Source organism: Aeromonas sp. 6P (assembly GCF_051919525.1).
In the GTDB taxonomy this organism is placed as follows: domain Bacteria; phylum Pseudomonadota; class Gammaproteobacteria; order Enterobacterales; family Aeromonadaceae; genus Aeromonas; species Aeromonas veronii.
In genome coordinates this window covers 490,127-502,301 of the sequence record NZ_JBQBEO010000002.1, presented here as the reverse complement: position 1 = coordinate 502,301, position 12,175 = coordinate 490,127, and the positions used below count along the sequence as shown (strand labels likewise).

Below are 12,175 nucleotides of genomic sequence, written 5' to 3'. Positions count from 1 at the left end.
TCGCAGTGTTTGATCGGTGATAAAAAGTGAGGGGCCGACCGGCCCCTCATGATTACGGCGCTTTTGAGTCCGTTCATTTGCCCACCAAGCGGTGCAGCAGCCTGTTGTATTTTGCCCAGGAGTGGATCAGCAGGAAGATGCCGAACAGCAGGGCAAGAAACAGTTGTCCCACTTCGATGGCATCCAGCGAGCCGATAAAGCTCTCATCCTCCTCCGCCTCCAGATAGTTGAGCCAGGGTTGCAGGGCCAGAAAAATCCAGCCGACCCAGGTCACCAGCAGGATCAGCAGATCCCGCAGCCGATACTTCCAGCTGCGCCGGGTACCGTTGCTGATGATCATCTCCTTCGCCAGCTTATGTTTTGTCACGGAACGACTCCCCCCTGTCAGGACTCTCCCACACCGCCAGCTGGCCACGACGACGCAGGATCGCCTTGGGCACCGCCACCACCACGGTCACCAGATTGAGCAGCCAGTAGATGAGCGGATACCAGACGCACCAGATAAAGCTGCGGGCCATGCTCTTGTCGTAGTGGTTGTCGATAAAGATGCTGACCCCGAACTGCACCAGACAAATCGCGGTCATCATCACCCCGGTCCACTGGAACAGATGACCCACTGCCAGTCCGCTCACGTCAGGCTCAATCAGCCAGATCAGCGCCAGCAGCAACATGCTGTAGCACCAGGCCACGCTGGAGAGATACTCCAGCAGCAGCAGCCAGAAGCGGCGGTTGCGCCAGCGCATCGCCAGCAAGCCGTAGCGCAGAAACACCTCGGCGCCCCCCTGTGCCCAGCGCAACCGCTGCTTGTAGAGACCGCGTACCGTCTCCGGCATCAGCACCCAGCAGAGCGCCTGGGGCTGATAGTGGATGAGCCAGCCGGCCAGCTGCAGCTTCCAGCTGATGTCGATATCCTCAGTCACCATGTCATTGCTCCAGCCACCGACCGCCTCGACCGCCTGCTTGCGAAAGGCCACCACCACCCCGGAGACGGTAAAGACAGTGCCGTAGATCCGCTGGGCCCGCTTGATGAGGCCGATGATGGAGCTGAACTCGCCGGTCTGAATCTTGCCGATGATGGTGGAGCGGGTGCGTACCCGCGGATTGCCGGTGACCGCTCCGACCCTCGGGCTCTCGATGAAGTGCTTCACCATCCAGCGCACCGCGTCATAGTCGAGCACCGCATCGCCGTCGATGCCGACCAGGATCTCCCCGCTGGCCACAGCCAGCCCGTTGTTGAGCGCCATCGCCTTGCCCTGATTGTGCTGGTGGAGCACGGTCAGGCGCGGATCCTGCTGTGCCAGCCGATCCAGCCGCGCGCCTGTGTCGTCCTTGCTGCCGTCGTTGATGGCCAGCACCTCGAAATCGGGATAGCGCTGGCGCAGCAGGTGGCCGATGGTCTCCTCGACGTTGGCCCCCTCGTTGTAGCAGGGCACCATCAAGGTCACTCTGGGGTAATAGGGGAGCTCCAGCCCCCGCTTGGCCAGCGCGATATCCCTTCGCTCCCACTGGAAGTAGTAATAGAGACCACCACAAACCCACACCATGGCCATCAGACTGGGATAGGCCAACGTAAAGATGGCTATCCCTTCCAGAAGATCCTTCACCGCATCGCCTCCCCTTGGGTGGCTTTAGCGGCACTGACTGCGACCGGTGTCACCGGCAGCTGGGTCGGCTGAGGCTGGGTCTGCACCGAGAAGACTGGCTTGAGCACGGCCGGATCCGGCTGGTTGTTGTGAAAATCATCCGGGTAGTAGCCAAAGTTGGTCACCCCCTTGCGCTGGATGATCTGCATCCAGCGCACCAGCTCGGCATCGGGGATAGGCTGGTCGGTGCGCCAGTTGCGGCTCTGCAGTTCGAACACCAGCCGATTGGCCGGCACCTGTGCCAGTGAATCCTCCGCCAGCCTGGCCAGCCACTCATCGGGGTTTTCTGCCTGCTCCATATAGGGCATCGCCATCACGGCGGTGTAGTCATAGGCCTTGGCAAACGCCGCCATGCTCTGGGCAAACCACTGCTGGGATTGCGGCTCTGTCACCAACGCCGCATAGATGTTGCGGGCAGTCTTGAGACCGTCGGCGCCCCCTTGCCGGTAGCGGGCGGCGGCATCGCGCAGCGCCATGGTGAAGTCGATCAGCAAATCGGTCTTCTGCTCCCCCTGCGCCTGCAGCGCATTCGGGGTGCGAGCCAGCGACATCGGCCCCTCGTAGTCGCTGAGGAACGCATCGTCATGGAACAGCAGGCCATCGAACTTGGTGTAAAAACCGAGATCCTCATAGATATCCAGCAGCAGCTGACGGCTGGCAGGATCCCAGGGCGAAAGGCGTAGATACTGCCCCTTGGCGGGGGCGCCGGTACGACTGTCGGTGACATAGGCGTGGTTCGGCCCCATGTCGTAGGCCATCACCGGCATCCAGGCGAACACCTTGACCCCGGCACGGGTCTTGAGCTGCCAGGACACCCGGTTGAAGAGATCCGCCTTGACCGGCATATGACGGTTGGGGAAATAGAGCGCCTCCGCCACCCCGTCGCCGTTGTCATCGGCATAGGCCTGCAGATAGACGGTGGTGATGCCGTAACCCTTGATCCGATCCAGCAGCATGTCGATGTTCTTGTTCATCTGCTGCGGATCCTTGTCGTAGACATAGTCCAGATCCACGTGCACCAAGCGCTCCACCTGCCGCTCCCAGGTATTGCCCCCCATGATCTCGTCCAGAGTTTCGAGGCTGGTGTCCTCCTCCAGCAGATAGCGGCGCACCGTGCTGCCCGAGTCACTCAGCTTGTTGAGCCCTTCCGCTAGGGTGAAGGTGTAGGGCATCCCCGCCGCACTGGCCAGCTCCAGCGCCGTCTGGTTGAAGGCGCCGTAGGGCCAGACCAGGATCCGTGGTGCCCGACCGGTCTGCTCCCTGAGCTGGCTGGCCGATGCGTCGAAGTCCGCTTTTATACGGGCCCGATAGTCGGCCATGCTCTCGTAGCCATTCTGGCTCCAGCCTGCGGTGGTGACCGCCGGCTGCACGTTGCCCTGCGGATTGGCGAGCAGCCCGTAGTGGGAGGTGAAAGTGTGGGAAGCCAGCTCCACCAGTCCGGAGTCCTGCATCTCGCGGATCTGCGGCCAGCCGACGAAGTAGCTGCGCGGCAGTTTGTCATTGCCGTAGGGGACCATCTTGTCATTGGCCACATCCAGCCAGCTGCCCACCAGCGCAAAGACCGCCGGATAGTTGTAGAGCTTGAGCAGCGGATAGACCAGCCGGTAGAAGCTCTCGTAGCCGTCATCGAAGCTGAGCAGGATCGCCTTCTCCGGCAGCGGTGCCTTGCCCGCTTTGGCATCCAGGATCTGCTGGAAGCTGACCGGGTGATAGCCCTGCTGTTTGATCCAGTTGAAGTGGCGGATCAGGGTGTCGCGCCGGATGGTCTGGGGATAGAGCTTGAGGTTGGGGGTCAATTTCAGATCGACGATATCGTGGTAGCAGAGCACCACATAGTCATCGGGTTGCCGGGCCGCCTGCGTCAGCGAAGGCAGCAGTGCAAGCAGCAAAACGAAAGGAGCAAGCCAGCGTTTCATCACATGAAACTCCATTGCAGATTGGCGAAGATGAAATTTCCGAACTCGGGGTTACCGTCATAGATGGCCTGACGGCGGCCCAAGCCATAGCCCAGGCTGAGAGCGGGAGAGAGGATCCAGTCATGGCGATAGCTGAGCTGCCACCCCTGATCGCTGCCATAGCCCTGCTGCCAGTAGTTGTTACCACTCATGGTCAGGCTCTGCAGCAAAGAGCGACGCCCGTCCAGCGGCAGCCGGTAGCGCCCCGCCAGCTCCAGCTCCAGATTGCGATCCTGCAGGGGGTTGAAGTAGTCGACCTCCACCGCCTCGTTGCGGGAGGTGGCACCGCGCAAGGTGGTATCGAACCACCAGCGATCCCGGCGCCAGAGATCCTGACGCAGCCAACCGGAGGCCGTCAGCCGCCGGTTGCCATCGCTGATATCCATCTGCTCCAGTCGCAGTGACCCCTCGCGGGTCTCATCCTGACGCCAGCCCAGATCGAGCTGGTATTGATCGGCGTAGTTGCCGCGCGCCAATGCCCGCAGCGGGGTGTCGGCACTGTTGAGGTTGATGGCCGTGCCCAGCGTCCAGTGATCATCCAGCCGCCAATCGAGGCGACTCCAGAGATAGCCTTTGTGGTTGAGCTCGCTGCCGGTGCCCCCCTCCAGCGTCAGTTGCAGCGGGTAGAAAAAGATCTCGGCCCCCAGCCCGGTATAGGCCGCGCGCTCGGGCTGCTGGTCGAACTCGCCAAAGCTGCCCTGACGGCGGACAAACAGCCGATCGCCGCCATCGCTGCGAGCGCTGTAGAGGCGGCTGTCGTAGCTCCAGTCACGACTAGCCTGCACCGAGCCCCCTTCGTTGCGACCATGAGTCAGGTCAGTGACAAATTGCGGGGCCTGCTCCAGAGTCAGCCGCTGCTGCAGTTCCTGACGATCCCGGGTCAGGTTGCCAAGGGTGCGCACGGCCTGCGGCGTGCCCTGCCAGTCGCCCTTGTCGAGCCGGGCATTGAGGCGACCCGGCTCGGCCAGCACGGTGCGTCCTGCTGGCAGCCAGCGCACAGCCTGCTGATAGGCCTGCTCGGCTTCATCGGGATGACCCCGCCAGCGGCGGATATCCCCCAGTTGCAGCCAGAGCCAGGGATTGGCAGGCGCGGTTTTCAGCCATCCTTCCAGCTGCCGCTCTGCCGCGCCCGCCTCACCACGCCAGGCCTGCAGCAAGGTTTTAAGCTGCAACACCTTCTCGTAGTCGTCGTTGGCCATCCGCATGTTGCCGGTGAAATCCCAGCGAGTCGGCGGCTCCTGCCAACCGGCCAGCAGCCCCTGCGCCGCGCCATAGCGCTCTCCATCCGAATAGGCATAGAAGCGCTTCTCCAGCAGGCGTTTGTCTTTGGCCCGTGCAGGGGTCGCCAGTTGCTGGTAAATCACGGAGGCCTCATCCACCCGCCCCAGCCCGGCCAGTGCATCGGCGCGCGCCTCCAGCACATAGTCAGGCAATGGCCCCTCGGCCTGCAGCGTAGCGGACTCCCGTTCGGCTCGGGCAAACTCGCCAAGGGCCACCAGCGTCACCACGACATCTCGGCGGGCACTGATATAGAGCACATGATCGTGGGGGGCGCGGGCCAGGATCCGTTCTTGCAGCACAAGAGTGCGGGTCAGGGAGCGGCGGGCCAGCGCCGGATCTTCGGTCTGGGCCGAGATCCGCAGCAGATTGACCGCCTGGTAGTAGTCGAGCCAGAGCCGGTCGACCGGTTTGAACAGCTTGGGGTAACGGCCCATCAGGTCTGCTGCCGCAGGCCCCGCCCCCAGGCTCACGGCTACCCGATAGAGTGCCAGCACCTGTTCGTGGTTATCCGGCTCCAGCTCCAGCCACTGCTGGCGGGCCAGCAGCTCGCCCATGGGATCTTCACCCTGGCGGGCGGCATAGATGCGGGCTTCGAGGATCGCTTGGTCGCGGCCAAAGTTGACCTCATATTCACCCGCTGCGCGGCGGGCCAGCTCGCGGTTGCCCTGATCACTGGCAGTGAGAAACAGCCCGAGCCAGCCATTGCGGTTGGCCGGATCGCGTCCCTGCAGGATGCGGTAATAGCTGATCGCCTCGGAGTAGCGCTTCTCGTCGCGGGCGGCACGGGCCACCTCTTCCAGCGTACTGTTGCTGATGGGGTTGAGCTCGCACGGCTCACAGGCGGCCAGCGCCCCCTTGCGATCACCCCGCCACAGCTGCACGGCGATCAGATCATCGAGCACCTTGCCATCACCACTTTGTCGATAGAGAGCATCCAGCCCATGCGCTGCCGCATCCAGCTCTCCCGCCCGAGCCTTGATCACCCAGGCTTCACGCACTCTGTCCACCTCACTGGCACACACCAGCAGGGGCAACAGCGCCAACATCAAAAAGATGCGATTCATTCGCAACATACCACCCATAACAAACGCTGGTCATATCGTCCCTGCACGACCATACGGATATACACACCCGTCCGCTCCTGCCTGATGAGCAAGAGGGCTTCCTGACTTGTGTGCTGATTTCGAGGGTGAAAGGCGGGCAACGGCCACACCTTTCCTATGTGCGGCCCAGCCATCTCCGGGCGGAGATCTGAGGCTTTCCGAACCCGATTCACATCGGGAGTGGCAAGGTGGGCGATTTTGCAGCTGTGGACAATTTAGTCAATCCAGCAAGATGGGAATGGTTCTCAAAAAGATGAATAGATCAATCTTTATGCACAAAGGTGAGTGCAAAAAACACTATTAACAAAACAGACATAACAGCGTGAATCACCGAATCTATTACCTTGCCGCTCACTGTTCACGCTCATCTTCATATGAATACATATTTGATGGGAAAATCGCGGACACTATTGCCAAAGCGACACCTGGTGTCGTACCCATCCCTAGTGAGGTATCCCCCACTACAGCTGTAACAAGGGATAGCCATAAGGCGCCGTGCTCCCGGCATGCTCACCGGGAGCACTGTGGTTTACGCGGCTGACGCTCGTCGGTAATGATCAACGATCCACGCCTCGAAGTCGGCCAGCATGCGGGTTTCCGACTCGCTGTTGTCGGCGATAAGCTCGGCGCCATGTACCACCCGGATATGAGCATCGAGCGGGCTTCCCTCACCCGCCGCGGGGCGCTGCTGCGCGGCGGCCATGCAGGCTTGCGCCTGTTGCCAGGCTTCGGCGGCGCTCAGGTTGCATGCCTCGGCCAGCGGCACCGCGCTAAATCCCTCGCCGGTCAGGCTGCGCAGGGTCTCATCGTGACTCATGCCGTTGCCAGGCCCCCAGTAGTGGGCGGCCAGATCCGGCCCGATACGCGGATTGTCGGTGAGGTAGCCATCACGCTTGAGGAAATAGGCGCGGGTCTGCTCCACCGCCATCAGCGCCAGCAGGTAGCCGTGATAGGCGCAGGCCGACTCCTGATTAAGGAGGTGCGGAATGGCCAGCAGCGGGCGCGGGCTCTCGACCCCGACAATCTTGCGCTCCCACTGGCGGGCCAGCGCCAGCACGGCGGCCGGGGTGCGATCGCCGTCGGCCATGGCGTAAAGATCCCGCTCGAAGTAGGCCACCAGCGCGATCTGGCGTTCGTTGAAGGCACGAAACGGTTGACGGGCGGCGATCATCTCCTTGATGAGGGCGTCGGGAACAGCCTCTCCCGCCGCATTTCTGGCGTAGCGTTTGAGCCAGTCGGCATCGTCCAGCAGGCTGTCGCAGAACATCGACTGGGTCTCGGCATAAGCCATGGAGGTGGGCGGGAACTCCTGTGAGAAACAGGGGGCATTGCCGGTGACATTGGCAAAGTGCGCGGCGTGACCCCCCTCGTGGAACAGGGTGTTGAGGCCACTCCAGCCGCTGCCCACCTGCGCCGGATCGGCCAGGCTGGTGAAGTTGACCACAGCCGGCACCCACTCCCCCTGCTGGAAGAAGCTCGGTACCGGGCCATGGCAGAAGCCGTTCTCGTATTTCCCCTCCCGGGTCAGCAAATCCAGCGTCAGGGTCGCCCCGCGATACTGGATGCCGAGCCGGCGGAAGCTCTCGACCCAATCCCGCAGCGCCCGCGAGAAGGGCACGTAAGGATCGAGCTGGCGGGTCACATCGCCGCTCACGCTGTAACGCAGGTTGTGAGGCAGCAGTGCCGCCTCGCCCTTGGCGGCCTTCAGCTCGACCAGACTCTGCTGCAACCGGGCGTCGGTGCGGGCAATAAAGTCGTCGAGGATGGCGAAAAGCTGCTCCGGGCTGATCTGCTCGTTCTTGCGCACCTTGTAGTCGAAGTAGTCGCGATAGCCCATGGCGCGGGCAAAGCGGTTGCGGATCGCCACCACCTCGAGAAAACCGTTGCCGACCACCCACTGCTCCAGAGTGTGGAACATGGCGAGCGCGCTCTGGCGCACCGCCTCGTTCGGGCTGGCGGCGAGCGAGGTACTGGCGGCGGGCAGGCTGCCTGCGACCTGCTGGCCCTGCTCATCCAGCAGGGTCAGTTTCAGCCCCTTGCGGCGGGCGAACAGCTCCGCCTCGGCGGCTACCAGCTCATCCATCAGGGCGGCAGCGGCGGGATCTTCAATCACATTGCACTCGAAGAAGGCGATCCAGCCTTGCAGACCGCGCTTGAGGTCATCCTCGTCGGCCTGCACCAACATCTCCCGCAATTCGGGCAGACGGGCCGGATTGGCACAAAAGGCCTTGTAGGCCTGCTCGGCCGCGGTGAAACCGGCCTGATCATCGCTGGTGCCCATATAGGTGGACCAGAAGAGATCCTCCTTACGCCTGTGCACCTGCAGGTAGTCGGCGTTGAGCTGGTTGAAGTAATTCCTGGCAATGGAACTCATAAATTCCCTCTTGTTATGGGGTCACCCGCAGCGGGGCCCACTCCTTTTTTTGAAGAAATGCCAAACCATTCACACTCTTTGGCAAAAATTGCGCAGGGATGCGCATCAACACGCTACCAAAAAGTGGGGGTTGCTGTCTGCTGACTATACTGATGTTAAAACGCTCATTTGAGAAAGCTCGGCAAGAGACTGAAAGTAAATGAGTTGTTAACTCTTACGAACTGGCTGCCGCGGTACAGAGCCACATAAAATCAACAGGGAAATGAGGGTTTAGTCATGTTCAAGCTCGGTGATATTACCGTGAGCCGCAAATTGATTTTGCTGCTCGCACTGGCGTTTGTCGGTTTTGTCTCGCTGCTGCTTATCTCGGCCAGCGCGCTCCAGCGCAATCTGATGAGCGAGCGAGAAGCGCGGCTCAATGCGGTACTGGAGCAGGCCATGAGCCAGATCCAGTTTCTGGCCAGCACCCTGCCAGCAGAGCAGGCCCAGCAGGAGGCGCGCAAGCTGCTGACCAACACCCGCTTTGATGGCAACAACTACCTGTTCGTCATCGACGAGAACCGCACCATGGTGGTTCACCCTATCCGCCCCGAACTGGTCGGCCAGAAGATGGGTGAAGGAGGCGCCGCCACCGCCGGGCAGTTCTGGTATCAGATGGTGGATATCGCCAAAGGGGGCAAACAGGGCACTCTGCAATATGTGTGGGTCGGCCCGTCGGGTGAAACCGCCGACAAGCTCTCCATGGTATCCGGCTATCAGCCCTGGGGCTGGATCCTCGGTTCCGGCATGCTGCTGCAAGATATTCAGCAGACCATCTGGGCCCAGTACATGAAGATGGGTACCGCCACCGCCATCGTGATCCTGCTGATGGGGCTGCTGGGCTGGCGCATCACCCACTCCATCGTCTCTCCCCTCAGCCAGATCAACCACGCTATGCAACGAGTCGCCAAGGGGGATCTGGTGGTAAGCATCCCGGTACAGGGCAAGGATGAGCTGGGAGTGGTCGCCCGCTGCACCAACCAGAGTCTCGATGCCATCCGTCACGCCCTGCTGGAAGCCAGCCAGGGGGCCCGCAACGTGGCGGATGCCGCCCTGCGCATCGCCGCCTCTGCCGAGCAGACCAATCAGGCGGTGACCAGCCAACGAGATCAGCTGGCCCAGCTAGCTACCGCCATGAACGAGATGAGCACCACCATCTCCGATGTGGCCGGACACGCCGAAAATACCGCGCGGGATACCCAGGAAGCGACCGGAGAAGCCGGGCTCGGCAACCGCGACGTTCACGCCAGCGTGCACGGCATCAAGGCGCTGGCCACCGAGGTGGAGCAGGCCACCCAGCAGGTCAACCAGCTCAAGGAGGGGGTGATGCAGATCAGCGAAGTGACCGCTGTCATCAGCGCCATTTCGGAGCAGACCAACCTGCTGGCCCTCAACGCCGCCTCGAGGCAGCCCGTGCCGGTGAGCAGGGCCGTGGCTTTGCCGTGGTAGCCGACGAGGTGCGCCAGCTGGCCAGCCGGACTCGCCAATCCACCGAGGAGATCCAGAGCACCATTGCCCAGCTGCAGCAACGGGCCGTCACCGCCGCCAATGCCATGGACACCAGCCGCAAACTGGCAGAGAGCAGCGTCAATCAATCCCAGCAGGCGGGGCAGGATCTCACCCTGATCGTCAACCACATCCAGCATGTGAGCGACATGGCGACCCAGATCGCCACCGCTGCCGAGCAGCAGAGCATGGTGGCCGAGGATATGAACCGCAACGTCAGCGGCATCAATGACTCGGCGCTCGAGATGTCCCAGTCCGCCTCGCAACTGGCGCAGGAGAGCGAGTTGCTGGCCGGTCTCTCCCGCAGCCTGGATGAGCGGCTTGCGGTTTTCAAACTGGGCAAGGAGTCCTCCACTGCGCCAATGATGGCGCCCCTGTCTCCCCCCTCCGGCGAGCAGCACGCCCGCCATTGATGGCGTCAATCTGTGTCGCCTTGTCACCCGACCTGCCAGCTCAGCTGGCAGGTTTTTTTACGCCGCAAAACACGCGGCGAGCATGCATCTTATTGGTATGTTCAACGGTATTCGACGCTATTCACAAATAAGAGAACAATTTAAAAACAGCTAGTTAGAATGATTTGCGCGCCATTGGATGATGCGTTTAAACATTCAACTTCAAATAACGAATCAATGCAGTGCACAATGCTGATGGCCGAACATTTGGCCCATCACTAATCATCTAGTCATTTGGCAAACTGACCGAAAGGTCGGGACGCAAAGCCTCCGGTCTACAGACGTTTTGTCCAGGATAGCGGGGTTGCCACACGCAAGTGTGTATCGGGGAATCCCCAGGCCAACTGACTGCCCACATCTGTCGAACAGAGGAATGTATGGCAGCAAAAATCCAACTCAATCACATCGCAGCGGTGCTGGCTCTGCTGGCCAGCGGCAGCGCCCTGGCTCATGGCTACATCAGCCAGCCAGAGAGCCGCAACTATCTGTGCAAAACCGGCGGCAACAGCCAGTGTGGCGGCGTGCAGTGGGAACCCCAGAGCGTGGAGGGCCCTTCCGGCTTCCCGCAGAGCGGCCCGCAGGATGGTCAAATCGCCTCGGCGGGCAGCCCGCGCTGGAGCGAGCTGAACATCCAGACCAGCGACCGCTGGACCAAACGTGAAGTACAGCCCGGCCCCTTCGCCATCAGCTGGACATTCACCGCAAACCACGTCACCCGCAACTGGCGCTACTACCTCACCAAGCAGGACTGGAACCCCAACCAGCCGCTCACCCGCGCCTCGTTCGACCTGACCCCCTTCTGCGTCATCGACGGCAACATGGTGCAGCCGCCCAAGCAGGTGACCCACAACTGTGTCCTGCCGGAGCGCACCGGTTATCAGGTGATCCTCGGCGTGTGGGAAGTGGGCGATACCAGCAACAGCTTCTACAACATCATCGATGCCAAGTTCAAAGATGGCAGCCAGCCGCCGCTGGAGTGGAGCCAGGCAGGCACCATCTACCCCTCCATCGACCTCGCGGTGGGTGACAAGGCGATGACCCGGGTATTCGATGCCAACGGCGAGCGCCCCGATCTGCAGACCGTGCTGACCATCACCACCGCCGACCAGGGCCAGAAGAACAGCTGGGCTCATGCCCTCGCCAGCAAGATCAACGCCGAACAGAGCCTGATCCGCGCCGGTCAGCAAGGAGCCGATGGCCAGTTCAATCCGATCTACGGTATGAACCCCGTCTATCTGCATCGAGACAGCAAACTGGATCGAGTCGAGATTGACCTGCAGCAGCTGCAGCCGCCGGTAGTGGACAGCATCAGCGTCAGCGGTCTGGCCAGCGACTATGTGCTGGACAACGGCAAGGCAACCCTCGATTTCACCGTCACCGCACAGGGCGATCTGGCCGTCACCAACACCCTCTATGACCACGGCGGCGTCGCCAAGGGGGAAAGCAGTGCCGACATCAGGGACAGCAGCCACACCTTCACCATGGCGCTGGAAGGGCTCAAGGCGGGTCACCACCAGCTGGTGATCAAGGCCACTCCGAAAGCGGGCGGCGAGACCATCCAGCAGACCATGGATCTGATGTTCAAGGAGCAGAGCAGCGGCGAATACGACTTCGTCTTCCCGAACTCGCTCAAATCCTATGCCGCCGGCACCAAGGTGCAGCAGCCAAAAAATGGCAAGGTCTATCAGTGCAAGCCCTTCCCCTACAGCGGCTACTGCCAGCAGTGGACCACCACCGCCACCCAGTACGAGCCGGGCATCGGCTCCCACTGGCAGATGGCGTGGGATGAAGTGAAGTAACTCGCCACCGGATAGCAAAAGGG

General features: G+C 61.7%; 6 protein-coding genes, 1 pseudogene and 1 riboswitch. Of the genes and pseudogenes, 2 read left to right on the top strand and 5 right to left on the bottom strand.

Going from position 1 to position 12,175, the window contains the following annotated elements; genetic code table 11:
- Nucleotides 1-73: 73 nt before the first annotated feature.
- From ACTG2J_RS02410 to ACTG2J_RS02390, 5 genes are all read right to left on the bottom strand, one after another.
- On the bottom strand, nt 74-367 hold the full coding sequence (locus ACTG2J_RS02410) for a hypothetical protein (RefSeq protein ID WP_113740066.1): 294 nt from the start codon (nt 365-367) through the stop codon (nt 74-76).
- The gene (gene pgaC, locus ACTG2J_RS02405; protein ID WP_113740065.1) at nt 354-1,604 is read right to left on the bottom strand and encodes a poly-beta-1,6-N-acetyl-D-glucosamine synthase; all 1,251 of its coding nucleotides are present in this window, start codon (nt 1,602-1,604) and stop codon (nt 354-356) included. The genes ACTG2J_RS02410 and pgaC overlap by 14 nt, the downstream gene beginning before the upstream one ends.
- The gene (gene pgaB, locus ACTG2J_RS02400) at nt 1,601-3,559 is read right to left on the bottom strand and encodes a poly-beta-1,6-N-acetyl-D-glucosamine N-deacetylase PgaB (protein WP_113740064.1); all 1,959 of its coding nucleotides are present in this window, start codon (nt 3,557-3,559) and stop codon (nt 1,601-1,603) included. Before pgaB ends, pgaC begins: the two co-directional genes overlap by 4 nt.
- Nucleotides 3,559-5,943: a poly-beta-1,6 N-acetyl-D-glucosamine export porin PgaA gene (pgaA, locus tag ACTG2J_RS02395; RefSeq protein WP_234923190.1), complete on the bottom strand. Its 2,385-nt coding sequence runs from the start codon at nt 5,941-5,943 to the stop codon at nt 3,559-3,561. The genes pgaB and pgaA overlap by 1 nt, the downstream gene beginning before the upstream one ends.
- 568 nt (nt 5,944-6,511) lie before the next feature.
- Nucleotides 6,512-8,356: a M3 family metallopeptidase gene (locus tag ACTG2J_RS02390; RefSeq protein WP_439997129.1), complete on the bottom strand. Its 1,845-nt coding sequence runs from the start codon at nt 8,354-8,356 to the stop codon at nt 6,512-6,514.
- A 276-nt stretch (nt 8,357-8,632) separates the two neighbouring features.
- Here ACTG2J_RS02390 and ACTG2J_RS02385 point away from each other — a divergent pair.
- Nucleotides 8,633-10,314, top strand: a pseudogene (locus ACTG2J_RS02385) (methyl-accepting chemotaxis protein).
- A gap of 265 nt (nt 10,315-10,579) precedes the next feature.
- Nucleotides 10,580-10,665, top strand: a riboswitch (cyclic di-GMP riboswitch).
- Between the two features lie 65 nt (nt 10,666-10,730).
- Complete coding sequence (gene gbpA, locus ACTG2J_RS02380; protein ID WP_201990737.1) at nt 10,731-12,152, top strand: N-acetylglucosamine-binding protein GbpA; 1,422 nt, start codon at nt 10,731-10,733, stop codon at nt 12,150-12,152.
- The last annotated feature ends 23 nt before the right edge of the window (nt 12,153-12,175 follow it).

What these genes read in the sequence shown, in the direction of transcription:
- pgaB (WP_113740064.1), bottom strand. Translation starts at nt 3,559, where the DNA reads ATGAAACGCTGGCTTGCTCCTTTCGTTTTGCTGCTTGCACTGCTGCCT.
- pgaA (WP_234923190.1), bottom strand. Translation starts at nt 5,943, where the DNA reads ATGAATCGCATCTTTTTGATGTTGGCGCTGTTGCCCCTGCTGGTGTGT.
- ACTG2J_RS02390 (WP_439997129.1), bottom strand. Translation starts at nt 8,356, where the DNA reads ATGAGTTCCATTGCCAGGAATTACTTCAACCAGCTCAACGCCGACTAC.
- gbpA (WP_201990737.1), top strand. Translation starts at nt 10,731, where the DNA reads ATGGCAGCAAAAATCCAACTCAATCACATCGCAGCGGTGCTGGCTCTG.